The organism is Thiohalorhabdus denitrificans, from assembly GCF_001399755.1.
Taxonomy (GTDB): Bacteria; Pseudomonadota; Gammaproteobacteria; order Thiohalorhabdales; family Thiohalorhabdaceae; genus Thiohalorhabdus; species Thiohalorhabdus denitrificans.
The window spans coordinates 1-24,804 of sequence record NZ_LJCP01000003.1 but is presented as its reverse complement, the minus strand read 5'-3'; the positions used below and the strand labels follow the sequence as shown (position 1 = coordinate 24,804).

The window sequence follows — 24,804 nt, the reverse complement described above, 5'->3', positions numbered from 1 at the left end:
AGCCTGTTGGTCCGCCCTAGCGTTCGGTCGCCACCACCACGAAGGCGCAGCGCCCCCGCCCCGGCCACAGGGGCTCGATCTCCCGGGTCTCGGGCAGGGGATGGGCGAGGGTCTGGGCCCACTCCCCCACCGCGAACCCGGCGTCGGCCAGCAGACGCGCCACCTCGTCGGCGGAGTGGAAGACCGCCTCGCGGTAGAACACGCTCTCCTCCTGGTGGGCCAGATACTCCTGCCCCAGGTCGCTTTCCCGGTCGATGAAGCCGATTACCAGCCGCCCGCCCGGCCGGAGCACCCGGTAGGCCTCCGCCACCATGGCTGCCGCCGAGTCCACGAAGCAGATGGTGGTCACCACCAGGGCGTAGTCGAAGCTGCCGGCGGCGAAGGGCAGATCCTCTGCCACCCCCTCCACGGGCTCGATGCCCCGCGCGGCGGCGTAGGCCAGCATGGCCGGGGACGGATCCACCCCCACCTGCACGCCCAGCGGGGCGGCGAAGCGGCCGCTGCCCACGCCGATCTCCAGGCCCCGGCCCCGCCAGGGCACGAAGGGGCGCAGGGCGAGCAGCTCCGAGATGTAAGGGGCTTCGTGCTCGCCGAACCAGGCCTCGTAACGCTGGTGGTGGGCCTCGAAGGGCTCTGCCTTGGGCACGGATCACTCCCTTCTGTGGGGGTTGCTGAACCGGCGGCTGTCCTCCGGAAGCGGCGCCGCTCAGGCCCGCTCCCTTCCGCCCCGATGGCGCCCCGCGCCGCCCCGCCCCCCGGGCGATCCTTGCGCGCAGCGCCGGAAGGCCGGCAGGTGCCGCTGCTGGGAGGCGTCCCGGAGGTTGCGCAGCACCGCGAGGATGTCGTCGCGCCGGCTGGCCTCCAGCAGCCGGTCGTACATTGCCCCGTTGGCGATCTCCGCGGCCACGCCCGCCTTGCACGCGTCCCGCAGGCTGTCGTACAGGTCCACCCTGCCTGGCCAGGGGTTCTCGGGGACCGGCAGCCCATAGCGCGTGAACAGCGTGCGCAGCGCTTCGATATGGCGCGCCTCGGCCTCGCGGATGTTGCTGAACGGCCGCACTTCCCCGAAGTCGGCGAGCACCTGGTCGTAGGTGGCCCAGGCACGGTACTCGTCGTCCAGCGCCTCGTGGAGGGCGGCTATTTCGGCATCGGTGAGCTCGTTCATGGTCCGGCGCCTCCACCTGCGGACCCGACCCGCCTCCGGGGCCCCCTCATGGGCTACCCGTACCCCCTTGTCGGTACAGTGGACGGCAGCCGAGGTTGCCCGGTCAAGGGCGCCGCACCGGAAACCCACTCTCGGCTTCCCTGGCCCCGTCCCCGGTTGACCCGCCCGTCCCGCACGCCTCCCGCAGGGCCGCGCGGTCGGCGGCGGTCAAAGACGGAGGCGTGGATTTCCCGCCCTCGTTCACCCGGTGCATCACCGCCCCGGCCTCGTCCACGTGGCCGATACCCAGGGCATGGCCCAGCTCGTGGGCCAGGGCGAAGCGCAGCCGTCGCGGGCCCTCGTACTGCCGGATGGTGATCTCCTCGTCGCCCCAGCCCGTGCGCTGGTAGTAGCCCTGGCGGTACTCCCTACCGGGACGGGCCCGCTCGTTGGCCTCCCGCACCTGCTGGTTGTGGCGCTCGATCAGGGCGTTGGTCTCCGCGGCGAGCCGGTCCAGCCGGGCCTGCAGCTCCTTCAGGTCCTCCTGGCGGGCCTGAAGCTCCGCCACCCGCTCCTGGAGCTCCCGGCGGCGCTCCTCGAGCGCCTTCCCCTCCCCGGGCGCAGCCCCGCCCGCCTCGCGAACCTTCCGGAGCCGCGCCTCGAATGCCCGCCGGTCCCGCCGGAGCTCCTGGACCTCCGCCTCGAAGTCGCGGGCCCGCCCCTCGAAGCGCGCCTTCACCGCCTCCAGGCGGTCCTGCCTCTCCTCGATCCGCACCCGCAGGGAATCCGCGCTCTTTTCCAGCCCTTGGATGCGCTCGGTGGCCTCCTGGAGCGGCCCGTAGGCCAGGTTGATCCGGAAGTCCGCCCCGGGCCGGTGCTCGAACAGCTTTCGCCCGGCGGCCTCCTCCCACAGGCGGGCGGCGTCGCGGACAGCGGCCCGAAATTCCGCCCGGGAGCGGTCGAAGCGTTTGTCCACCTCGCCCACAGCGTAGGCGATCGGGACGTTGCAGGCGTGGGCCGGGAGCACACCGCCCAATAGGGCCAGGACGACAAGCCGGCGCATGGCGGGTGGTACCTCGCGCAAAGGATGGAAGTCGTGGGGCGGAAAGGCAGCAAAGCCCCTGGAAACCCTTTTACCACCAGCGGATATCCGGGCCAATTTCCCCGGACACGTCAAAAACCTTTACCGATCCCTCCCAGGGGGCGATCAACCCCGCCCCGGCGCCAGGCGGAGCAGGCCCCGGAAGACCAGGTACAGGAAGGCCGCTCCTACGGGCCAGTAATAGGGCGCCGGAGGCAGTAAGCCCATGAGAGGCACGGGCACCGCCGGCAGCTCGGACAGGTAGAGGTAGTTGCCGCCCACCAGCCCGTTGACCGCCGCCACCGGCACCGCGTAGAGGCCCAGCGCCGCCATGGCGGTCGCCGGGCTCCGCGCGCCGGGCCGAATCTTCAGCCCCCACGCCAGATGGCACAGGATCACCAACGACAGGCCGTGGGTGGAAAACATGGAGAAATAGGCCACGGAAGGGAAATCCGTGGCCAGGTCCGGGAACAGCAGCGCCAGGCTCGCGCTGGTAAGGACCCAATGGTACAGGACATCGAACAGCCGCGCCCGCGGCCGCACCAGATAGACCGCCAGCAGCAGCTGGTTCACGTCGCAGAGGTGCAGGGGGAGATCCGTTGCCGGATCGAACGCGCCCCGCAGGGCGGCCAGCCCGTGCCAGCCCACCAGCTCCAGGATCAGCACCCCGGCGAGCAGCCGCCGCCCGTGCCGCGACGGCGCCAGGACCGGCCAGCGGCGCGGCCCCACCGCCGCCACCAGGGCCAGCGCGGCCACCACCGCCAAGGCCGCGAGGTGGCTGGTTCCATAGTGTATGAAGGCGTCGGCAGGGCTCATGGAACGGCCTCGTCGGCCTGATGGGGACGTTTTCCGTTACGGGACCCGCTGCCGGCGATGCCGGAAGAAGGCCTTCTCCAGCTCCACCACCAGGAACAGGGCCACGCCGAAGACCAGGATGATGCCCCACTCCTCGAGACGCAGGGGGGCGGTGCCGAACAGGAACTGCATCGGTGGGGCGTAGGTGAAAAGCGCCTGGAGAACCACCAGCACGCCCACAGCAAGGAGCACGGCCCGGCTGCCCAGGAGGCCGGCGGGGTTGAGCACCGACTCCAGGATGTAGCGGCTGTTGAACAGGTAGACCAGCTCGCCCATCACCAGGGTATTGATGGCCACGGTGCGAGCGATCTCCACCTCCGCCTCCTGCCACTCCATCCACAGGTAGTGGCCGAAGGTGCCCGCCAGTAGCAGCGCCGAGACGAAGGCCACGCGCCAGATCAGGAAGCCCGAGAGGATGGGCGTCTCGGGCGGCCTGGGCGGGCGGCGCATGACGCCGGGCTCGGTGGGCTCGAAGGCCAGGGCCAGGCCCAGGGTCACGGCGGTGACCATGTTCACCCACAGCACCTGCACCGGAGTAAACGGCAGGGTCACCCCCAGCAGGATGGCGGCCATGATGGTGAAGCCCTCGCCGCCGCTGGTGGGCAGCAGGAACAGGATGGCCTTGCGCAGGTTGTCGTAGACCGTGCGGCCCTCCTCCACCGCATTGGCGATGGAGGCGAAGTTGTCGTCGGCGAGCACCATCTCGGCGGCCTCCTTGGAGGCCTCGGTGCCCTTGACCCCCATGGCCACGCCCACGTCGGCGCGCTTGAGCGCCGGGGCGTCGTTGACGCCGTCGCCGGTCACCGCCACGACGTGGCCGTCGGCCTGGATGGCCTCCACCAACCGCAGCTTGTGCTCCGGGGTGGCGCGGGCGAACACGTCCACCTCCCGCACCGCCCGCTCCAGCTCCTCCGCCGAAAGCCCCTCCAGCTCGTGGCCCGCCACCACGCCGCCCGCGGTGCGGATCTTCAGGTCCTCGGCCACGGCCCGGGCGGTCACGCCGTGGTCGCCGGTGATCATCTTCACCCGGATCCCCGCCTCTTGGCACTCCCGGACGGCCTGGATGGCCTCCTCCCGGGGCGGGTCGATGATGCCGCACACGGCCACCAGCGTAAGGCCGCCCTCCTCCACGTCGCCGAACTCCAGCGCACGCTTGTCCGCTTCCACGTCCTTGACCGCCACCGCCAGCAGGCGCTGCCCCCGGGAGGCCTCCGCCTCCATGCGGCGCTCCCAGCGCCCGGTATCGATGGGCCGCGCGCCGCCATCCCGGGTGCGCTCCTTGTCGCACAGGGCCAGCACCCGCTCCGGCGCCCCCTTCAGGAAGAGGAAGCTGTGGTCCCCCGCGTGGTGGTGGTGCAGGGTGACCATGAACTTGTAGGCGGCCTCGAAAGGGATCACGTCGTCGCGGGGATAGAGCTCGCCGGTCTCCCGGGGATCGAGCTGCCCCTTGAGCGCCGCGGTGACCAGCGCCCCCTCCGTGGGGTCGCCCTCCAGCACCCACTCGCCGTCCCGGTTGTGGATCTCGGCGTCGTTGCACAGCAGGATGGCGCGCAGCGCCTCGGCGAGGACCGGATGGTCGGCGGGCTCCACGTCCCGGCCCTCCAGGGAGAACCCGCCGTGGGGCTCGTAGCCCACGCCGCTCACCCCGAAGGTGTCCTCGGCGGTGACGATGTTCTGGACCGTCATTTCGTTGCGGGTGAGCGTGCCGGTCTTGTCGGAGCAGATGGTGGTGACCGAGCCCAGGGTCTCCACCGCCGGAAGGCGGCGGATGATGGCGTTGCGCCCGGCCATGCGCTGCACGCCGATGGCCAGGGTGATGGTCATGATGGCCGGCAACCCCTCGGGAATGGCGGCCACCGCCAGACTCACCGCCGCCAGGAAGGTCTCCACCAGCTCGTAGTCCCGCACCCAGTAGCCGAAGGCGAAGGTGACCCCGGCCAGCACCAGAATGGCCACGGACAGCCAGCGCCCGAATACCCCGATGTCCCGCAGCAGCGGGGTGGTGAGGGTTTCCACCTCCTCCAGCAGGGTGGAGATGCGCCCGATCTGGGTAGCGCTGCCCGTGGCCACCACCACGCCCCGCCCCTGGCCGAAGGCCACCAGGGTCCCGGAGAAGGCCATGGAGTCGCGGTCGCCCAGATCCGCGTCCGGCGCCACCGGCTCGGCGCGCTTATCCACCGCCACGGACTCGCCGGTGAGCATGGCCTCGTTGACGCGCATGTTGTGGGCGCGGAGCAGGCGCAGGTCGGCGGGCACCTTGTCGCCCGCCTGCAGGAAGACCAGGTCGCCGGGCACCAGCTCCTCGGCGGGAATGGTGCGCCGCTGGCCGTCGCGCAGCACCAGCGCCTTGGGCGAGAGCATGCCGCGGATGGCGTCCAGGGCCTCCTCCGCCTTGCCCTCCTGGAGGAAGCCCACAACGGCGTTGATGAGCACCACCCCCAGGATCACCCCGGTATCCACCCAGTGGTCCAGGAAGGCGGTGCCGCCCGCGGCGGCGAGCAGCACGTAGATGAGGACGTTGTGGAACTGGCGGAGGAAGAGCTTCCAGGGCCCCGAGCGTTCCGGGGCGGGCAGACGGTTCTCCCCGTAGCGCTCCAGGCGCTCCCGCACCTGCCCGCCGGACAGGCCGTGCGCCGTGGCGTCCTGTCTGGCGAGGACCTCCTCGATTTTCAGGCCGTGCCAGGGAACCTCCTCGGGCGGGGGATCGCCCATGACGGGGACACTCCTTGGTCGGGTTCGGGCAGTCGCCAGCGTTGGGGGATTCCGCGGACGTACAGACGAGTAGACCGAGCGACCGACACGAGGGTCAAGGCCGTCGAGGGGGCCTCGCCCTCAGTCCCGCCCCTCCCCCGGCTTGCCATGGCTCGGGGCGTAGTCGTAGACCCCCGGCACCCGGCTGGCGCGGGGATAGGCGCTGGTGGCGTCGAGATCGGCGTCGGTCTCGATGGGGACGGTCTGCTTGCGGTGGTAGACCGGGACCCACTCGCCGGCGATGGCCACCCGCCCCACGGGCTCCGCGTCCGGCCGCACCAGGCGGGCGCGGGCCCGCCAGCGCTCCGCGGTGTCCAGCGCGTCGGGCAGGGGCTCCGTGGGGCCCGGGTCGTCGGGAAGGCCGTAAACGGGCAGATCGGGGGCTTGGTCGCGGGTCATGAGGGACCTACTTCCCGGCGGTGTAGCCGCCGTCCACCATCAGGCTGGAGCCGGTGATGAAGCTGGCCTCGGGGCTGGCCAGGAACACCACCGCCGCGGCCACCTCCTCCGGCCGCCCCATGCGCCCCAGGGCGTGGCGGCGGGTGAGCACCTCCCTGGTCTCCTCGTCCAGATTGTCCAGCAACGGGGTCTCGATGTAGCCGGGGCACACGGCGTTGACCCGGATGCCCTGCGGTCCGTACTCCAGGCCCAGGGTCCGGGTCAGGTTGACCACCCCGCCCTTGGCCGCGGAGTAGGCCGCCGTCTGGCTCTGGCCCACGTGCCCCAGGATCGAGGCGCAGTTGATCAGGGACCCGGCGACCCCCGCTTGGTGCATGCGCGCCAGGGCCTCCCGCGCCACCAGGAAAACGCCGGTGAGGTTGATGTCCACCACCCGCTGCCAGTCCTTGGTGGAGACCTCGTGGCTGACGCCCAGATGGCCGATGCCGGCGTTGTTGAACACCACGTCCACCGTCCCGGCCCACTGCTCCGCCTGGTCGAACAGGTTCGCCACCTGGTTCTCGTCGGAGACGTCGGTGGGCACGAAGCGGGCCCAGGCGTCCCCCAGCTCCTTGACCAGCGCGTCGCCGCGCTCCGAATCCAGATCCGCCAGCACCACCTGCGCCCCCTCGGCCACCATGGCCCGGACGGTGGCCTCCCCGATGCCGCTGGCCCCGCCGGTCACCAACGCGATGCTGCCTTCCATTCGCATGCCACGCTCCTCAGCCGGTAACAGGATCAGACGCCGAGTCCCGGCATACCAGATACTTGGAAAGCTGGGAATCGTTCAGGCCCGCCCCTCAGGCGTCCAGCTCGGGGTAGTGCCGGAAGATGCCGTCCTCGTTGAAGGGGATGCGGCGCTCGGAATTTAGGTAGGCGGTGATCCGCGGCAGGTCGCGCACCCGCTCGTGGAGCAGGGTAACCCGGGGCGCGCTGTACTCGGCCCTTCCCATGGCGTCGGGAAAGGCGTAGCGCAGGCCCTCCACCACCTGGAACAGGGACAGGTCCGCGTAGGTCATGGAGCCCCCCGCCAGCCAACCGCCGTCGACGTGGTCGTCCAGCACGCGCTCGAAGTAGCCGAGGAATTTGGGCAAACGGTGCTCGCGGAAGCCCTCCGCGCGCCGGGCGGCCTCGGGCTTCTGGTCCTCGTAATAGAGCTGCGCACCCACCGGATGATGGGTGTCGTGGATCTCCACCACCCAGTCCGCGATGGTGAGCTGGAGCTGATGCACCCAGAGCCGGTCCAGCTCCCCTTCCGGCGCCAGGCCGTGCCTGGGGCCGAGGTAGAGCAGGATGTTGGCCGTCTGGGCGATGAGCCGTCCGCCGGCTTCGAGCACCGGGGGCGCGAAGGGCGGCGGGCCGGGCTGCTCGCCCCACAGCACGGCAGAGACGGCGCCGAAATCGGGACCCTCCGGCCCCCGCCCAACGTCCTCGTACTCCGCCCCGACCGCCTCCAGGGCCAGCCGCACGAACTCCCCGCGCCCCTGAATGGTGGGCCAGTAGTAGAGCCGGTATGTCATGGCCAAGCCTCCCCCGTTGCGCATAGCGGAATAGGTAGGATGCCACCCGCCCTTCCCTCACGGGAGCCCAAAGGCCCGACCCCGTCAACACGCCGGCCGCCCCCCGATCCGGATCGAACCGGCCCGGACGGTTGCGCCCCCCGCCGGTGTCAGGTATTGGGGGAGCCTTAACCGATATCGGCACCACGCGACGGGCCCTCGCCCGCCGGACGGGACAAGCAGCCGGCCCTATCAGCCCGAACAGGAACAGCAATGCGATTTTTCCTGAAAGTGGAATTCACCGAGCGAGGCGAGGTCTGGGAGTTCTTTAACGAGGATCTTGCAAAGGTTTCGGAAATCCTCGACCCGAACGACCCCTCCCTGGGGCGGCTGGTCAAGGCCGCTGCCAAGCTGGAGAAGGAAGCGATCGATCCTTCCGATCAGGGGCCGAACGGCCCAGGCGAGACCCCCCCAAAGGCCTGGCTCGTCTTTACGGTTGACCCGGAATAAATACGGCTTGGGGAAACCCCCCGGGCCAACGGGCACCGATCCATATTCGGGGATCGGCAGGCAGGGTTTACAGTGGATACTCCGTTGGCGATAGCGCAGCGAAGCCAACCCAGAGACGGGCGCAAACCCAAGAAAAGGGCGGGGAGGAAAGATCATGCACATCGCAAAGGAAGACGTACCCGTCCGGATCGACGCCCCGGGCGCCATCGCGCGGCAGCAGACCGAATTCGGCGACGTCACCGGATACGGCAAGATGGGGGCGGAATACTTCTCCTTCGAGGCCGGAACCGACATCACCCAACTTCTACATGGGCTGAAGGACGACACCTGCCAGTCGCCGCACTGGGGCTACGTCGTAAGCGGAGTAATCACCGCCCTCTACACCGACGGCGAGGAGGAGACCTCCCGCACCGGTGACCTGTTCTACTGGCGCCCCGGGCACAGCGTCCGGGCCGAAGAGGACACCGACATCGTCATGTTCAGCCCGCAGGAGGAGCACAGCTCCGTCATGGAGCACATCCGCCACAAGATCACCGGCTGAAGCGCGACCGGCCCCCGGGCCGAGGAAGGGCGGGGTGCTCTCCCCGCCCTTCCTCGGCCCGACCTCGACGGGCCCGCCTAACGGATTCCGGCCTCAGGCTCGATAGTCCGGGTTGGCGTAGTCGAAGCGGCAGCCCGCCTTCCAGGCCTCGCGGTTGTTGCCGTGGTTGGGGATGCCGCCGGCATCACGCAGGATGCGGGCGAGGTGCAGCAGGTTCCAGGTCATGATGGTGAGGTTGCGCTGGGTGAAGTCGTTGTCGAAGCCCGCGCGGGTGCCGTCCTCCAGCTCGTCGCCGTAGGACGGCCCCGGACCGGCCTCTCCCACCCAACCGCAATCCGCCTGGGGCGGGATGGTGTACCCCAGGTGCGACAGCGCGAAGCCGAGGGTCATGGCCACGTGCTTGACGCCGTCCTCGTTGCCGGTCACCACCGTGCCGCCCACCCGGTTGTAGAAGACCGACTGGCCGCGGTCGTTGAGCAGCCCGGACATGCCGTAGAGCCGCTCGATGAGCACCCGGCACGTCGAACTCTCCTCCCCCAGCCAGATGGGCGTGCCCACCACCAGGATGTCCGCGGCTTTCACCCGCTCCCACAGGGCCGGCCAGTCGTCGCGCTCCCAGCCGTACTCGGTCATGTCCGGATAGACCCCCGGCGGCACCTGATGGTCGAGCAGGTGGAGGTGGTCCACCGCCACCCCGTTCCGGGCCATGATCTCCCCGGAAACCTCCATCAACAGCCGGGTATGGCTCTCCTCACCCGCCTTCTTCAGGGAAGTGTTGACGAACAGCGCCCGCAGGTCGGAGTAGTCGGTGCGGTTCTCGGCGCACAGGCTGGCTTGGTGCTCCGTCAGGGCCATGGCGGCTCCTCCCGGTGGCGTGGCTCCTCCCCATCCAACTTGTCACGGGGCACGGGGGGCGTCCACACAGTCCCCCACCTCCCGGGATCGCGCTTCCCAAGCCGACCCTACGCAAAGGCCATCCAAGCCGTTTGCCCGAAAAGGCACTGTGGGAGCGGTCCTTGACCGCGACTTGCAGCGAGGCCGCACGTGGGGGTTCGGGGCACGAACCCCCACCAGGTAAACGAGCCGGATGATCACCGAAGGAAGGCCTTTCTCCTACCCTTTATAATCGTTTCATTTTTCGTTTCACGAATCGCATCAAAATTCAGGAGTAATACTCAAAAAACCCTCCAAACACAAACTATTATCCGCTATACTCCGATTTCCAAATTCGTTTCACCTTGATCGGATAATGGCCCTTTCCGCCGAACAGCTCATCGCCCGCCTCCAGGCCCTGGGGACCGCCTCGCGCAGCGAGCTGGCCCAGGTGCTGGGCGTCAGCACCCCCACGGTCTACCGCCATCTCCAGCGGGCGGAGGCGGCGGGCCGGGTGGTCCGTTTCGGCCGTGGACGGGCCACGCGCTACGCGGTCCGGGCCCCCCTGTTCAATCGCCGCGTCGAAGAGCTGCCGCTGTACCGGGTGGACGGCGCCGGCACCATCCACCACCTGGCCACCCTCGCGGGCCTGGCGAACGGTGCCACGCTCGTCCGCCCGTCCACGGAGGAGGCCGCCCTCCCCCGGCTCCTGCGGGGAGACAGCGGCAACGGCCATTACGACGACCTCCCCTTCTTCCTCCAGGACCTGCGCCCCCAGGGCTTCCTCGGCCACCAATACGCACACAGGGTGGCGGATCTGCCGGACAATCCGGACCGCTGGACCGCCAGCCAAGTCGGGGCCTACCTCCTGGACCACGCCGTGGACCTACCCGGCGACCTCCTGCTCGGCGACGGCGCCGTGGAGCGGTTTCGGCACTGGAGCCCGAACCAGCTCACCCCGGCGGACTTTCCGGCGGAGGCGGAACGGGTGCTGGCCGGCGAGGTACCCGGCTCCTCGGCGGGTGGGGAACAGCCCAAATTCCCCGCCGCGGTGGGCGGCCGGGAAGTGCTGGTCAAGTTCTCCCCCGCCGAGAACGACTCGGCCGCGGCCCGCCGCCAGCGGGATCTCCTCGTTTGCGAGCACCTTGCCCTCGCCACCCTGGCGGAGCACGGCCTGCCCGTGGCCAAGAGCCGTCTGCACGAGGCCGGGGGCCGGCTGTTCCTGGAATCGGAGCGCTTCGACCGGACGGCGCAGGGCGGGCGGCTGCCCGCCCTTTCTCTTTGGGCGGTGGACGCCGAATTCGCCGGCGCCGGCCAGGGCTGGGGCCGGGTAGCGGCGGCGCTGGCGCGCCAGGGATGGCTGACGGGGGCGGACCGGGAGCGGATCGAGACCGCCGAGGCTTTCGCCGACTGGATCGAGAACACCGACCAGCACCTGGGCAACATCACCCTCCAGCCCCGGCCCGACGGCCGGCTCGCCCTGGCCCCGCTGTACGACATGGTCCCCATGCGCCACGCCCCCAGGCAGAGCGAGGTCCCGCCGACCCCGGAATTCCATCCCCCCGTATCCCGTGGCAACCGGACGCGCTGGGCCGAGACCGGGGCCATGGCCGCCGATTTCTGGCGGCGGGCCGGCGCGGACGAGCGGGTATCCGAAGCATTTCGGGAGCTCGCCGCGGCGCGGCATCAGTTGATCGAACAGGCGGTACGGCAGACCGAGGAAGCCGCCCCCCGGGGGACGGAGAGCGGGCCGGGCTGGTAAGCGGGCAGTGGCCGGTACCCCGGGTGTTCTTGAATCTCCCCCCGCCCATCCCCAAGTAGGGCGGGCAGCCAACCCAAGCGTGTGACCCACAGGAGAACCATCCGTGAGCGATGCCGAAGACCCCCTGTTCCAGCCCCACACCCTGGGCGACCTGGAGCTGCCCAACCGCGTGATCATGGCGCCCCTGACCCGCTCGCGGGCCGCCCAGCCGGGGGACGTGCCCACCGCGCTGAACGCCGAGTACTACGCCCAGCGGGCCGGAGCCGGCCTGATCATCAGCGAGGCCACCCAGGTTTCCCCCCAGGGCAAGGGCTACGCCTTCACCCCCGGCATCCACTCCGCTGAGCAGGTGGCCGGTTGGCGCCAGGTGACCGATGCGGTACACGCGGCGGGCGGCCGCATCTACCTGCAGCTGTGGCACGTGGGCCGGGTCTCCCGGCCGGAGCTGCAGCCCAACGGGGAGCAGCCCGTGGCGCCCTCCGCCATCCAGCCCGAGACCATGGTGTTCATCAGCGCCGAATCCGGCATGGTCCCGTGCCTGGAGCCGCGGGCCCTGGAGACCGAGGAGGTCCCGGACGTGGTGGAGCAATTCCGCCAGGGGGCAAAGAACGCCCGCGAGGCCGGCTTCGACGGCGTTGAAATCCACGCCGCCAACGGCTACCTGCTCGACCAGTTCCTGCGCAGCGGCAGCAACAAGCGCACCGACCAATACGGCGGCTCCGTGGCCAACCGCCTGCGCCTGCCGCTGGAGGTGGTGGACGCCGTGGTGGACGTATGGGGCGCCGAGCGCACCGGCATCCGCGTCAGCCCCACCGGCACCTTCAACGACATGCACGACGACGACCCCGTGGCCACCTACGGCGCCCTGGCGGAGGAGCTACAGGCCCGGGGCATCGCCTTCCTGGAAGTGGTGGAGGACTCCTTCCAGGGCAACGAGGTGGAGGGCCGGCCGGAGCCGGTGATCGACGCCATCCAGGCCGGCTTCCGCCGCAGCTACATCGGCAACGGCGCCTACACCGCCGACGAGGCCCGGAGCCGCATCCGCGACGGACGGTGCGACCTGGCCTCCTTCGGCCGCCCCTACATCGCCAACCCGGACCTCGCCGAGCGCTTCCGCAAGGGCGCGCCGCTCAACGAGTGGGACGAGTCCACCTTCTACGGCGGCGACGAGCGCGGCTACACGGACTATCCGTTCCTGGAGGACACCGACTGAGGTCGGCAAGGCCTCTGCGGGAAAAGGGCGCGGGCCCCGGACCCGCGGCCCTCCGCAGCCTGCCGGGATCGGCATGGCGGGGTCCCCCGGATACCGCCGGACGGGCAACCCCCCTAAGCTGTTGAGAGGTAGCCAACCAGGCAGGGGGCTCCCATGGCGGAAAGCTACGACGTGGTGGTGATCGGCGGCGGGGCCGTCGGCGAGAACGCCGCGGGACGGGCAGTTCAGAACGGGCTCAGCGCCGCGCTGATCGAGCGGGAGCTGGTCGGCGGCGAGTGCACCTACTGGGCCTGCATGCCCAGCAAGGCCCTGCTGCGGCCGGGCGAGGCGGTGGCCGAGGTCCGGCGTACCCCGGGCGCCCGGGAGGCCGTTACGGGCAGCATCGACGTGGCGGCGACGCTAGGGCGCCGCGACCAGCTGGCAAGCCACTGGGACGACAGCAGCCAGCTGAAGTGGCTGGAGACCATGGACGTTGCCTGGTACCGGGGGCACGGCCGGATCGTCGGCGAGCGCCGGGTGGTGGTGGAGGATGCCGAGGGCAGCCGCCGGGAGCTGGAGGCCAACCGGGCGGTGGTGGTCGCCACCGGGAGCCGGGCGGCGGTGCCGCCCATCGAGGGCCTGCCGGAGGCGGAGCCCTGGGGCAGCCGCAAGGCCACCTCCGCGGGCGCGGTGCCGGCCAGCCTGCTGGTGCTCGGGGGAAGCAATACGGGCCTGGAGCTGGCCCAGGCCTGGCGGCGCCTGGGGGCCGACCCGGTCACCGTGGTGGACCAAAATGACCGCCTGCTGCCGGCCCTGCCCGACTTCGCCGGGGAGCTCCTGGGCGAATCCCTGACCGCCGAGGGAATCGACATCCGCCTGGGTGGGAGCCTGACGCGGGTGGCCCGGCGGGACAACGGGGCCATCTCCGCCGTGCTCGACTCGGGGGAGGAGCTGGAAGCCGCCGAGCTCCTGGTTGCCACCGGCCGCAAGCCGGTCACCGACAACCTGGGCCTGGAGGAAGCAGGACTGAGCCCCGGGCAATATATCCGGGTGAACGATCAGATGCGCGCGGTGGACGCCGCCGGGGACTGGCTGTACGCCGTGGGCGACGTAACCGGACGCAACCTGCTTACCCACATGGGGAAATACCAGGCCCGGATCTGCGCCGACGTCATCGGGGGCCGGGAGACCGCGGCCTGGTCGGACCACTGGGCCGTACCCGGCGTCACCTTCACCGACCCCCAGGTGGCCAAGGTGGGGCTCACCGAGGCGGCGGCCAAAGATCATGGAATCAGCGTCCGCACCGTGGAGCACCCCTTCGGCGCCGTGGCCGGTGCCGCCACCCAGGGAGAGGGCATCAAGGGCCGTTGCCAGCTGGTGGTAGACGCCGACCGCCGGGTCGTGGTGGGGGCGACCTTCGTGGGCCCGGGCGCCGGGGAGCAGCTACACGCGGCCACCATCGCCATCGCCGGCGAGGTCCCCCTGGAGCGGCTGTGGCACGCCGTGCCCGCCTTCCCCACCCTGAGCGAGAACTGGCTGCGGCTGCTGGAGCATTACGGGTTGTGAGAAAGGCGCAGGTGCCCTCCATGGACAATGGTGGGCACCTGGACGCGCCACGCCCTGGCCCGGCGCTTCCCGCCCCCTATTGCTCGTTGGCCCGCACTCCATAGGCCGCCCGCCGCAGGGCCTCCAGCCGGGTCCCGGCGTCGTGGCCGGCCGGAACCGCCTGCAGCACATCCTGATTCTCCAGAAGCTGGCGCACCCGGGGCTGGATACCGGCGACGAACACGGCACGGCCGCTGCCCTGGGCGTCGCTGATCATGTCGTCGATGGCCCGGGCGGTGGTGAAGTCGATAGTGGGCACGTCCGTCAGGTCCAGCACCAGGGTGTCGTACTCGTCGAACCCGGCCAGACGCCGGACCATGCCCTTGGCCGCGCCAAAGCTCATGGGTCCGCTCAGGTGGAACAGCAGGATGCGGCCGCCGCCGGCCCCCAGCAGCCGGGCCTCCTCCTCGGTCAGGGGGCCCTCCTCGTCGGGGTCGGTGATGGCCGTGATGCTCTCCAGCTGCAGGTCGGTCATGCGCTTCATGAACACCAGGGCCGCCATGATCATGCCGATGCCCACGGCGGTGATCAGGTCCACGAACACCGTGAGCACCAGCACCGTGAACATCATCACCACCCCGGCGAAGGGCGCCCGATGGAGGCGCCGCAGGTAGTCCCAATCGATGATGTCGGTGCCCACCTTGATGAGGATGCCGGCCAGCACCGCGTGGGGGATGTAGCTCGCCATACCGCCGGCCCCCAGCACCACCGCCAGCAGCACCAGGGCGTGGAGGCCGCCGGAGATGGGCGTGCGCCCGCCGGCGCGGACGTTGACCACCGTGCGCATGGTCGCCCCGGCGCCGGGCAGGCCGCCCAGCAGGCCCGCCGCCGTGTTGCCGATGCCCTGCCCCACCAGCTCGCGCTCCGGGCGGTGGTGGGTGCGGGTCATGTTGTCGGCCACCAGCGAGGTGAGCAGGGAATCGATGCTCCCCAGGGCGGCCAGCATCAGGGCCGACTTGATCATGTAGGGCAGCTGGTCCAGCTCGATGGTGGGCCACTGCGGCGCGGGCAGGCCGGTGGGGATGTCGCCGAGGATGGCGGCCCGCCCGTCGGGGAAGAACAGCTGCAGGGCCAGGGTCCCCACCACCAGCGCCACCAGGGGCGCCGGCACCAGGCGGTTGATGCGGCTCGGCAGCAGGTAGACCACCGCCAGCGACAGGGCGCCCAGGGCCACCGCGGCGGGCACGGGATCGGCCAGGAAGTCCGGCACCGCGCGGGCAGCCGCCAGCGGCCCGGAAGGGGTCTCGTGGCCCAGCAGGGGACCGAGCTGCAGCAGGATGATGATGAGGCCGATGCCGCTCATGAACCCGGAGATCACCGGGTGCGGGATCAGGGCAATGTACCGCCCGAGCCGGAGCACCCCGAACAGCACCTGGAAGGCGCCGCCCATCATCACCACGGTAAAGGCCAGCGCCGCGCCGCGGCCGGGGTCGTCGGGGTACAGGGCCGTGAAGTGGGTGAACACCGCGGCCATGACCACCGTCATCGGCCCGGTGGGCCCGGAAACCTGGGTGGGCGTCCCCCCGAACAGGGCGGCGAACAGGCCCACGAAGATCGCCCCGTACACCCCGGCCACCGGCCCGGCCCCGGAGGAAACGCCGAAGGCCAGGGCCAGGGGAAGCGCCACCACCGCCGCCGTCAGCCCGCCGTAGAAATCCCCCCGCAGATTGTCGAAGTGCAGCCCGTTAACCCAGCGCCCCGGATTCATAGAACCTGATCATCCCTTAAAAAACGACGGCCCCGGGTGGGCAAGCCGACCCACCCGGGGCGCACAGAAAAATCACCTATTTCCACAAGGGGCATCAGGTTATCAAGAAATCCACTTTTTCCCAAACGGGGGATTGGTATTTAACGCAATGAGGACTCAACAAGGAGACCACCCCAGGGCAACCAAAGTGGGTGTGATTGCACGCCCAAGCTAGGATCCGTAACCTTTCTTGGCCCGTTTTGAGCCGGGCAGTGCGCAAGGCGCGTAACGCCCGGAAGACGGATCCCCACGGATTCCCACGGAGACCGAAACCAGGTTGGAACCGAGCCTCCCCTGAACGCGGTTCCGGCCTGTGGAGGAGAAACGCTGTGCGACTACGAACCCTGCTGCTGGGCCTGGTTGCCCTGATGACCGCCGGTCCGGCCCTCGCCGAGAGCAATCCCTACGGCGAGCTGCCCTTCGATTTTCAAGTGCAAAAGGTCCCCGAGGCGCCCGTCTATTACGCCCGGGGCTTCTCGGCGGTGCCGGATTCGGACAACGCCGGGCATACCTCCAACGCCGGCTTTGTGGTTACCGAGGAAGGGGTGGTGGTGTTCGATGCCCTGGGCACCCCGGCGCTGGGCTACGCCCTGCTCCAGGAGATCCGAAAGGTGACGGACAAGCCGGTGCGGCGGGTGGTGGTGAGCCATTACCACGCCGACCATATCTATGGACTGCAGGCCTTCCGGGAGCACACCGAAGGGGCAGAGGTCTGGGCGCAGCGGCTCACCAAGGACTATTTCGATCCCCAACGCTTCAAGAAGGGCGAGGACGCCGACCGCCGGCTCGCCCAGCGGCGGGAGGCCCTGTCCCCCTGGGTGGACGAGGACACCTACCTGGTGGAGCCGGACCACCTGTTCGGGGAAAAGGCTAGCTTCGAGGTGGGCGAAACCACCTTCGAGCTCCGCCACATGGGCCCGGCCCACGCACCCGGCGACAGCATCATGGTGGTCCCGGAGATGGGCGTCGTCTTCGGTGGCGACATCATCTACCGCGGCCGCATCCCGTTCCTGGACAGCCCCAAGGTGGACACCAAGCGCTGGCAGGAGGGGCTGGCCTACCTCACCCGGATGGAGCCCAAGCCCACCTTCATTATCCCGGGCCACGGCGAAGCCAGCGCCAACGTCCAGGAGGCGGTGGATTTCACCAGCACCTACCTCGGGTTCGTGCGCAACACCATGGGAACGGCGGCCAGGAACTTCCGGTCCTTCGCCCAGGCCTACGAGCAGGCCGACTGGTCCAAGTACGAAGGCATGCCGGCCTTCGAAGCCAGCAACCGCGGCAACGCCTACCGCGTGTACCTGGAGATGGAGGAGGAAGTCTTCTAGCGGGCCCTCTAGAATCAAACGCATGAAAAAGGCCTTCCCCCCTTGCGGAGGAAGGCCTTTTTATTCCGTGGGCGTACTTTGCCTCCCCTCCCCGGGGGAGGAACGCAGAAGCGCCCCCTCCCTACGAAGGGGGCGCGGCAGGATCAGTGCTTCTGTCCCTGCCAAAGCAGGTTATAGCCGATCTCGTAGGTGTCGGAACAGTACTCCAGAAGGACGCTGAACTTGTCCCGAAAGGCTTCATCGGCGTGGGACCGCTCATGGGCCTCGAAGGACTCCCAGAAGGTCAGGATCGCGAGGTGGTCCTCGCCCTCCGGCTGGGAGCTCGGGTCCACACTGCCCTCTTCCGACACGAAGCCCGCGGACTGGTAGACAAGCCCGCCGTAGAACTCGGGGTAGGTCTCCTTGACCACCTCGCACATCTCCCCAAGGGCCAGCTCGGCGTCCTCGACGGTGTAACCGGGCTTCAGCTTGGCTACGTTATATAGCATGACGTGGTTGCCCGGTATCTGGATCGGTTCGAACATGATGCTCACCCCTTCATTAGGGTCTATGTATAGTCTTAGACCAACCCTAAATATTAGAGGTTCATGAAATTCAACTGATATACCGGGGCGGGCAACACCCCGCATGCCTTAGGTGCCGGAACCGCCCGGGCATGGGGGACCCTCCTTAGGGAGAGGATAGGTGAGATCTCCGTGGAGATGGAGTGGGGTGGGGTGGGGTGTGAGCGAGAAGAGGACACCCACTTTGGTTCGCACCCCAAAAGGGCAAACAAAGTGGGTGTCCTATATGTGCGCTATTCTCCGTGCTATTGGTTTTGCTCCTGATCCTCTCTCACCCCCAGTTCCTTCACGAAAACGTAAAACCTGACCAGAGATCCGGAGCCCACAAAAAAGACCAGCCCAATAATCAACTCCGTTGAAGTCGCAGCAAGGCGTATCCAAGTATCGGAACTGGACAAAAAGGCATCGTTCATGAGGTTCTTTGCCCTTTGAATGGAAATCACCTGATAAGAGAGACTCGCCAAGGCGCTTGCAAAAAAATACATGCCCAGCAAGGTCACCCCTACGCGAAATATATCTGGCTCCCCAAGCGGCTGGGGATCTTCAGACTTGTTCAGGAAGGGATCCGGGGCCACCTTCTGGGCAATGGGGTAGGAATACCGCCAAAGGATACCGGCAAGGAGCAGCGGAAACCCTATGGCCATAAATACAGCCGCCGCAAATTTCAGTGACATGCCCAGGTGCTCCATGAAAAGCATGATCTCCGCGGACTGCCTCAAGGCAATGACAACCAGGACAATGGCAAAAATCCTCAAACCAGCCGAAATCAACGAATGACCTCTCATAAACGCCCCCTAAAATCCCGCTAACAACGTTGGTGTCCTTTATCCATTCTCCCCCGAATACCCCTCTGGCAAACGGTGTGGCCGCTCTTCTGGCGCGTTACTCCCCCTGTCTATGGCGCTTTCAACCCGGCCCGGTAAACCCAGAGCGCCGAAACCGCACTTGCCACCAACCCGTTCAGGAAAAAGACCTTCGAAGCGTCCAGCCAAAACCACAAGGCGCCGGGCACTTGGAATGGATAGAGGAACCGCTCCCACCAATGTTCGAAGGGTGCAAAGGAAAACCGGGCCTCCCCCGCGGGGGAATCCGAAAGTGAAACCATGGGGCGCCCCCCCAGGTCCGCGGCAGCCAGGGGCATGGTGACCGCCGGGGCGACAAGGGCCACAACCAGGCAGACCAGGGCAATGCCTCCCAGGGCTCTCAGGAGCCCCTGCTTGCCGCCAAACCGCTGAAGATCCGGCGAGGCGCCTCCTCCTCGACCTCCCGCGGAAAAAGGCTGGGAAGACAGAACCCATTTCACGGAGAGCCAGCCAGCAAGGAGGGTTACGGAGAAAAGGACGGCGATGTGCTTCAGGAAGGAAGCCGCCCAGGGCCAATGGGTAAGGGTATTGATGAGCAGATCCCACCGGCTAAAGGAGGGAGAAGCGGGTAGGACGGTGAAGGGCTGGTAAGCCACCGCTACCACAAGGCTCACCACAACGCAGCGCCAGAGAACGGTCATTCTTTCCCCCCCTTGCCCATGCCCGCCCATCCCCTACCGGCGGTTTCAGATTCCTTCCTGGCCGGAGGCAGGCCCAACACCGCCACAAACGGATTGTGTGTCCTTTCACTCCGAAGAGCGGTCAGGAAAGTAGTGTCCTATATCTGGGAGGACACCCGCGGGGCCTCCGAACCGCACCCCCCACCTGGGCCCGTGTTAAGGCTAGAGCCGCTGTTTGGGGACGACCACCGCAATCTGCAACTGGGAGGGGCGCTCCTCGAAGTGTCTGGTCACCACGGGGGCGATCACGCCTTTCAAGTCTTCAAAGGTCCTGTCGGAGGCGATCTCTTCCGGAAGGTGTACCGAAACCCGCTGAAGGGTCCCATTGTGGATGTTCCACCCAACCTGGACGTCGCCACCCAGCGCGGTGGACAGCTCCTCCGTTACCTGCTGCTGGCTCTCCTGCGCGTCGGAGAAATCCCCCACGAAATTGCAACCGGCCAGCGCCATACCCGCGAAAATCACCAGGAAAACGAAAAATCTGGGCATCCTACTCCCCTTTTGGCTAACCCGAAATTGCCCGTCTATTCCAAGAAAGTGGGGGTTCTGTATCGGATTCCCTTGGGTTTAGCTATTCCGGATTCCTTCGAAGGGCATAGGCCTTGAGCTTTTCGGCGTACTCGCCCGATCCGTGATCCTGTGCCGCCGCGGCGCCCCAGGTTTTTACCCAGCGAAACAGCACAAGGCGGGCCTTTCTAAAAAAATTCGGGCTCTGGTCCACCCGCAACTTCTTAAAGGGAACCCCATATTCATCCGGACGGTTGGGAGGCGCGTTCAGGAAGACCTGATAGCCGAAGTGAGTGTAACCCCGGAAGTTTTCCAGGAAACTGGAAATCCGTTTAGGGATGCTCCCGGGGAACAGGCCGATAAAACCGGAGAACATATTGAATCCATACCCAAATGGCACCCGCGGAACCCCGTCCGCCGCGTTCACCACCCTATACACCGGCGTTTTGATCCCGGAGAAGAAGTCCCGGTCCCCGACCCTAGGGCCCCCAAAGGTATAACAGGCCCCCGTCCCGTCCTTTTCCAGGTAGCGGGTGGCGAGCGTGGCCAAGGCGCCGCCCAGGGAGTGGCCGGTGATGTACAGGGGCGGGCCCGCATGCCTGTCCAGAGCGCGGCTTATGGGCTCTTTAACCCTTTCAAAGGCCTCCAGAAATCCGCGATGCACCCGGCCCCCGCCCGGGGCCGACCGCAGGTCTGCCTTGATATCGGCGAAAATGTCGGCGACCTCCATCTCCGTTCCCCGGAAGGCCAGAATCAGCATGCCTTCAAAGGAGCCTCCCGGATTAAACCTCGCCAGGAAGGCCTGCGTCCCCCCTTCATCGAAACTTTCAAGGAGCTCAAAATCAGCTTCCCGTAAAATCGAGACCAGTTCGGTGCTGGTTCCCTGCTCCGCCTCCATGGCTCTCTTGACCAGGCTGGCCACGGCATCCTCGTCCTCCCCGGCCGCCACGGACTCTTTGATCTCATGAACCAGTCGTGTGATGGATACCTCGGCGGGTAGTGGCTCGTACACTAAACGGGATAGTTCCGCCATGATCCAGGCCGTGCGGTCCGAGTAGGCCGCCCGGGTTACGGGAGGACCGTTTAAAAGCCTTTCTGCTTCGAAATAGGAACCCATATCCGACCCCTTTGGCGTGCAGGACCGCGTTATTCTGGCCCTTCCTTTTTATGGGTAATACCGTAGCGCCCTACGGGCAGACCCGCAATATCCGGATTGTTATGGATTTTCTTTCTCTTTTTCCAGGAAAGCTGAATCCTTTGGGAAGGAGGAATAGGGCCGAGGAGAGGAGAGGCAAAGCGTTGGGGTTGGATGGAGAAACGCCTGGAAACATGTGTCCGGACCCGGGGGATCTTCACCTTTCCCGGGGTCCGGATACCTAGACGAGCGCCCGAGCCAACGCCCCGGCTCCAGCCACCGCGGACACGGCCAGCACCGCCGGACGCAGCCAGGCCCGATCCAGGGCCCGGGCGGTGAAGCCGGACAGCCAGAAGCCCGCGAACACGGCCGGCAGCAGCGCCAGGCCCAGGATCAGCTCCGGGACCCCGAAGCGGCCCACCGCCGCCAGGGAGAGCAGGGCGAACAGGCCTCCGGGCACGAAGATGGCGGACAGGGTGGCCCGCAGCCGGATCCCGGAGGCGTTCTGGAAAACCAGGGCCAGGGGCGGGCCACCAATGGAGGTGGCCGTGGCCATGAACCCCGCCAGCGTTCCGGCCGCCGTCAGGTGGCCGCCGCGCGGTTCCGCGGGGGCCCACCCCAGGGCGCTCATGGCCACCGCCAGGAGGACCAGGCTGCCGAAGACCAGGGCCAGGCCGCTCTCCGGCAACGAAGCCACCACCCCGCCGGCCACCACCGAACCGACCACGAAGCCCGGCAGGACCCAGGCCACCGGCCTCTTCTCCAGTCCGGCCCGATCCCGGACCAGGATGAGGGCCGGCAGGGTAAGCCCGGCGATGAGCATGGGGGCCGGCACCAGGGCCGGGTTCACCAGGAACAACAGCGGCGCACCGAGCAGGGCCACGCCGAAGCCCACCGAGCCCTGCACCACCGCCCCGCCCACCAGCACCAGGCTGGCCAGAAGCCACTCCCCTACAGTCAGCGGCAAGCCTGCGAGCATCACAGGCTAATTTTCGAAATGTTCATGTCCTCCCCGCACAGGAAGGCCCGGCGGACGCAGCGGGAAACGCAGTGGTACCAAGGGGGAACCCTTTTCAATTCACCCCTTCCCTGCTTCGCGGCTCCACCTCCTGTTCAATACGCTCCCCATGTTCCGCGGCCGTCACGGCGAGCTCGTACTGCTCCTGAAGGTTGAGCCAGAAATGCGGCGTGGTTCCGAAATAGCGAGCCAGGCGCAGGGCTGTATCGGCGGTCAGCCTGCGGGTGCCGTTCAGGATACCGGTGATCCGATTGGGCGGCACATTCAAGGCCCGGGCCAGCGCATTGGCGCTGAGGCCGAACGGCTCCATGAAATCATGGCGCAGAACATCCCCGGGCCGAGTCGGGGCGATCTCCTCCCCGCCGGCCTCGACCACCTCCTCGAAATCGGTTTTTTCCAGGTCCTCGATTCGGATACTCATGGGCCTTCCGTCCTCAATGGTAATCGGCGATTTCGACCTCGAAGGCCTCACCGTTCTCCCACCGGAAGCACACCCGCCACTGACGGTTGATGCGGATGCTGTGCTGGCCCTCCCGATCCCCGGATAGAGCCTCCAGCCGGTTCGCCGGCGGGACCCGCAGGTCCTCAAACGTAATAGGTCAAGGACCACTCCGTCACCGCCAGGACCTCACCTCCCTTCATCGAGCCCCTCGCGCCCTTCCGCCAGATACTGCCGAACCAATAGTGGCCCGGAGAACAGAGCCGTCCAGCGGGGCTGGGTCATGGGGCAGGCCTCCTGATAAGAACATAACGAGAACCTACCAGGGAGGCTGCCCAAGGGCAATCAAGGTGGGTGTCCCTTATCTTTTGGGAGGCCTTTTCCGGCGTGGATAATTTTTCGGCCTTCCATTCCGCCGCCCCGTTTTGCGCCTATACTTCCAGGATGGGTGGCGGTTCAGCCCCCTACGTGGCCCTCTTCGGAGGCCCACACCCACCGAGGAAGTGAAGGGCCCAGGCTGGGCCTCTCCGTGCCGGACCCGCTCCCCTCTCCAGCAGTTGCGAGGTAGCCAGCCATGGCCGATTTCAATATTCGGGCATTAAACGGGGAAGATAGGGCCCTGAGCAGGGAAGTTCTGGATGGGTTCCTGAGCGGTATCAGGGGGGTAGCCGTGACCGAGACGTCCCCCGAATACGACGCCAGCCGGCAAATATGGAACGCCATGATCGAAAAGCGCCCCGCGCTCATCATTCGGGCGGCGGGGCAGGCGGATATCCTCCGCACCATCAACTTCGCCCGAGAGCATGAGCTCCTTCTGGCGGTGCGGGGCGGGGGCCACAACATCGCGGGAAAGGCCCTGTGTGACGGCGGTGTGGTCCTCGACCTCTCCGCGCTGCGCGGTGTGCACGTGGATCCCCAGGCCCGCACGGTCCGAGTGGAGCCCGGGGCGACCCTGGGGGATATGGACCATGAAACCCAGGCCTTCGGGCTGGCCACGCCCCTCGGCATCAATTCCACCACCGGGGTGGCCGGTCTCACCCTGGGCGGCGGCTTTGGCTGGCTGACCCGCAAATTCGGGATGACGGTGGACAATCTTGTTTCCGCGGAGGTGGTCACCTCCGACGGCGACCTGCGCAAGGCCTCGGAGACCAGCGAACCGGACCTGTTCTGGGCCATCCGGGGCGGAGGCGGCAACTTCGGGGTGGTGACCTCCTTCGAGTTCCGTTTGCATCCGGTGGGCCCGGAAGTGCTCTCCGGCCTGATCTTCTACCCCCTGGCCGAGGCCCCGCAGATCCTGCGCCGCTACCGGGATTTCGTGGCCGAGATGCCCGAGGAATTGAGCGTCTGGGCCGTGCTGCGCAAGGCACCGCCCCTGCCGTTCCTCCCCGAGTCCGCCCATGGCACGGAAGTGTTGGCCCTGGCCCTGATGTATGCGGGCGACCCGGAAACCGGGTGGCGCGCCGTGGAGCCCCTGGAGGAGCTGGGAACCCCCATTGGCAAACACGTGGGGGTGCAGCCCTATACCGCCTTCCAGGCGGCCTTCGACCCCCTGCTCACGCCGGGGGCGCGCAATTACTGGAAGTCCCAGGACCTGGCCACCCTGAACGACGCGGTGCTCGAGACCGTGGTCGACTACGCCTGGCATCTGCCATCCGACGAGTGCGAGATTTTTATCGCATCCCTGGGCGGGGCCATGGCCCGGGTGCCCTCGGATGCCACGGCGTACGCCGGCCGGGACGCCAACTTCGTTATGAATGTGCATACCCGGTGGCGGGATGCGGCCGCGGACGGCCAGTGCCGCCAATGGGCACGGGCGTTTTCCGAGGCAGTGGCGCCCAATGCCACCGGCGGGGTGTACGTCAACTTCCTGAGCCAGGACGAAGCGGACCGGGTCCATGCCGCCTATGGCGGCAATTACGAGCGGCTAGCGGGAATCAAGGTCCGCTACGATCCCGCCAACCTGTTCCGGAACAACCAGAACATCGCCCCGGCCGGGAGCGGACAAGGAAGGGAACCGGAAAGCGTGGAGGGGTGATGCGCCCCCCTCTCCCGGGCGACGAGCGCGGCCAAACCGGCTACGCGTTCCTGAAGGACACTGACTGAGACCGCCGCCCCCCTTCCGGCCCCTCGCGCAAGCGGCCCCATCTGGAGTTGCCCCGTTTCAGTGGACAGGTAACAGTTTGGTTTACGCGGCATCCCGCCAGGCCGCTTCATAGGCCTTCGGGGCCTGCTGGCCGAGGGCGGAATGGCGTCGCCTCAAGTTGTACCAGCCC

24 protein-coding genes and 1 pseudogene are annotated in these 24,804 nt (G+C 67.7%); 7 read left to right on the top strand and 18 right to left on the bottom strand.

Translation table 11 applies throughout. The features are described from left to right. Positions 1 to 16 precede the first annotated feature (16 nt). The 8 genes from AN478_RS00285 to AN478_RS00250 all read right to left on the bottom strand — a co-directional run bounded on the left by AN478_RS00285 (position 17) and on the right by AN478_RS00250 (position 7,789). On the bottom strand, positions 17 to 646 hold the full coding sequence (locus AN478_RS00285) for a class I SAM-dependent methyltransferase (RefSeq protein WP_054964631.1): 630 nt from the start codon (positions 644 to 646) through the stop codon (positions 17 to 19). A gap of 60 nt (positions 647 to 706) precedes the next feature. After that, positions 707 to 1,165, bottom strand: coding sequence for a ferritin-like domain-containing protein (locus AN478_RS00280; protein ID WP_054964630.1), 459 nt, complete (start codon positions 1,163 to 1,165; stop codon positions 707 to 709). 103 nt (positions 1,166 to 1,268) lie between these two features. Beyond that, positions 1,269 to 2,207: a matrixin family metalloprotease gene (locus AN478_RS00275; protein WP_054964629.1), complete on the bottom strand. Its 939-nt coding sequence runs from the start codon at positions 2,205 to 2,207 to the stop codon at positions 1,269 to 1,271. A gap of 144 nt (positions 2,208 to 2,351) precedes the next feature. Continuing rightward, entirely contained in the window at positions 2,352 to 3,041 is a 690-nt protein-coding gene (locus tag AN478_RS00270; protein WP_054964628.1) for a YwaF family protein, read from the bottom strand. Positions 3,042 to 3,077: 36 nt separating this feature from the next. Continuing rightward, positions 3,078 to 5,792 (bottom strand): cation-transporting P-type ATPase, encoded by a 2,715-nt coding sequence (locus AN478_RS00265; RefSeq protein WP_054964627.1) that lies wholly within the window; start codon positions 5,790 to 5,792, stop codon positions 3,078 to 3,080. Positions 5,793 to 5,912: 120 nt separating this feature from the next. Beyond that, a complete protein-coding gene (locus AN478_RS00260) occupies positions 5,913 to 6,230 on the bottom strand; it encodes a hypothetical protein (RefSeq protein WP_054964626.1) in 318 nt (105 codons plus the stop codon). Between the two features lie 7 nt (positions 6,231 to 6,237). Next, positions 6,238 to 6,981 carry an SDR family NAD(P)-dependent oxidoreductase gene (locus tag AN478_RS00255; RefSeq protein ID WP_054964625.1) on the bottom strand — a complete coding sequence of 248 codons (744 nt, stop codon included), beginning with the start codon at positions 6,979 to 6,981 and terminating at the stop codon, positions 6,238 to 6,240. An 88-nt stretch (positions 6,982 to 7,069) separates the two neighbouring features. Continuing rightward, positions 7,070 to 7,789 (bottom strand): glutathione S-transferase, encoded by a 720-nt coding sequence (locus tag AN478_RS00250; protein WP_054964654.1) that lies wholly within the window; start codon positions 7,787 to 7,789, stop codon positions 7,070 to 7,072. A gap of 252 nt (positions 7,790 to 8,041) precedes the next feature. On the opposite strand from AN478_RS00250, the gene AN478_RS00245 reads away from it, so the two are divergent. Further along, the gene (locus tag AN478_RS00245) at positions 8,042 to 8,278 is read left to right on the top strand and encodes a hypothetical protein (protein ID WP_054964624.1); all 237 of its coding nucleotides are present in this window, start codon (positions 8,042 to 8,044) and stop codon (positions 8,276 to 8,278) included. 154 nt (positions 8,279 to 8,432) lie between these two features. Beyond that, positions 8,433 to 8,819: a cupin domain-containing protein gene (locus tag AN478_RS00240; protein ID WP_054964623.1), complete on the top strand. Its 387-nt coding sequence runs from the start codon at positions 8,433 to 8,435 to the stop codon at positions 8,817 to 8,819. Between the two features lie 93 nt (positions 8,820 to 8,912). On the opposite strand, the gene AN478_RS00235 is transcribed toward AN478_RS00240, so the two are convergent. Further along, complete coding sequence (locus AN478_RS00235; protein ID WP_054964622.1) at positions 8,913 to 9,674, bottom strand: flavodoxin family protein; 762 nt, start codon at positions 9,672 to 9,674, stop codon at positions 8,913 to 8,915. A gap of 394 nt (positions 9,675 to 10,068) precedes the next feature. Here AN478_RS00235 and yjjJ point away from each other — a divergent pair, with 394 nt between their 5' ends. From yjjJ to AN478_RS00220, 3 genes are all read left to right on the top strand, one after another. Beyond that, positions 10,069 to 11,454, top strand: coding sequence for a type II toxin-antitoxin system HipA family toxin YjjJ (gene yjjJ / locus AN478_RS00230; protein WP_054964621.1), 1,386 nt, complete (start codon positions 10,069 to 10,071; stop codon positions 11,452 to 11,454). Between the two features lie 103 nt (positions 11,455 to 11,557). Continuing rightward, complete coding sequence (locus AN478_RS00225) at positions 11,558 to 12,667, top strand: alkene reductase (protein WP_054964620.1); 1,110 nt, start codon at positions 11,558 to 11,560, stop codon at positions 12,665 to 12,667. A gap of 153 nt (positions 12,668 to 12,820) precedes the next feature. Continuing rightward, positions 12,821 to 14,212, top strand: coding sequence for a dihydrolipoyl dehydrogenase family protein (locus AN478_RS00220; RefSeq protein WP_054964619.1), 1,392 nt, complete (start codon positions 12,821 to 12,823; stop codon positions 14,210 to 14,212). 76 nt (positions 14,213 to 14,288) lie between these two features. Here the strand turns inward: AN478_RS00220 and AN478_RS00215 are convergent, their stop codons facing one another. Next, a complete protein-coding gene (locus tag AN478_RS00215; protein WP_054964618.1) occupies positions 14,289 to 15,959 on the bottom strand; it encodes a SulP family inorganic anion transporter in 1,671 nt (556 codons plus the stop codon). Between the two features lie 407 nt (positions 15,960 to 16,366). On the opposite strand from AN478_RS00215, the gene AN478_RS00210 reads away from it, so the two are divergent. Further along, positions 16,367 to 17,326 carry an MBL fold metallo-hydrolase gene (locus AN478_RS00210; RefSeq protein ID WP_082432692.1) on the top strand — a complete coding sequence of 320 codons (960 nt, stop codon included), beginning with the start codon at positions 16,367 to 16,369 and terminating at the stop codon, positions 17,324 to 17,326. Between the two features lie 143 nt (positions 17,327 to 17,469). Here the strand turns inward: AN478_RS00210 and AN478_RS00205 are convergent, their stop codons facing one another. From AN478_RS00205 to AN478_RS13405, 8 genes and pseudogenes are all read right to left on the bottom strand, one after another. Beyond that, a complete protein-coding gene (locus AN478_RS00205) occupies positions 17,470 to 17,850 on the bottom strand; it encodes a hypothetical protein (RefSeq protein WP_054964617.1) in 381 nt (126 codons plus the stop codon). Between the two features lie 284 nt (positions 17,851 to 18,134). Continuing rightward, positions 18,135 to 18,674, bottom strand: a complete 540-nt coding sequence (locus tag AN478_RS00200) for a hypothetical protein (protein ID WP_054964616.1) — start codon at positions 18,672 to 18,674, stop codon at positions 18,135 to 18,137. A gap of 110 nt (positions 18,675 to 18,784) precedes the next feature. Then, a complete protein-coding gene (locus AN478_RS00195) occupies positions 18,785 to 19,393 on the bottom strand; it encodes a hypothetical protein (RefSeq protein WP_054964615.1) in 609 nt (202 codons plus the stop codon). A gap of 201 nt (positions 19,394 to 19,594) precedes the next feature. Further along, a complete protein-coding gene (locus tag AN478_RS00190) occupies positions 19,595 to 19,921 on the bottom strand; it encodes a hypothetical protein (RefSeq protein WP_054964614.1) in 327 nt (108 codons plus the stop codon). 82 nt (positions 19,922 to 20,003) lie between these two features. Next, complete coding sequence (locus tag AN478_RS00185) at positions 20,004 to 21,056, bottom strand: lipase family protein (RefSeq protein WP_054964613.1); 1,053 nt, start codon at positions 21,054 to 21,056, stop codon at positions 20,004 to 20,006. Positions 21,057 to 21,315: 259 nt separating this feature from the next. Further along, positions 21,316 to 22,053 (bottom strand): sulfite exporter TauE/SafE family protein, encoded by a 738-nt coding sequence (locus tag AN478_RS00180; protein WP_054964612.1) that lies wholly within the window; start codon positions 22,051 to 22,053, stop codon positions 21,316 to 21,318. A gap of 94 nt (positions 22,054 to 22,147) precedes the next feature. Next, entirely contained in the window at positions 22,148 to 22,513 is a 366-nt protein-coding gene (locus tag AN478_RS00175; RefSeq protein WP_054964611.1) for a HigA family addiction module antitoxin, read from the bottom strand. Positions 22,514 to 22,526: 13 nt separating this feature from the next. Further along, positions 22,527 to 22,679, bottom strand: a pseudogene (locus tag AN478_RS13405) (type II toxin-antitoxin system RelE/ParE family toxin); the annotation flags it as partial. Positions 22,680 to 23,105: 426 nt separating this feature from the next. Here AN478_RS13405 and AN478_RS00170 point away from each other — a divergent pair. Next, on the top strand, positions 23,106 to 24,566 hold the full coding sequence (locus AN478_RS00170) for an FAD-binding oxidoreductase (protein ID WP_054964610.1): 1,461 nt from the start codon (positions 23,106 to 23,108) through the stop codon (positions 24,564 to 24,566). The last annotated feature ends 238 nt before the right edge of the window (positions 24,567 to 24,804 follow it).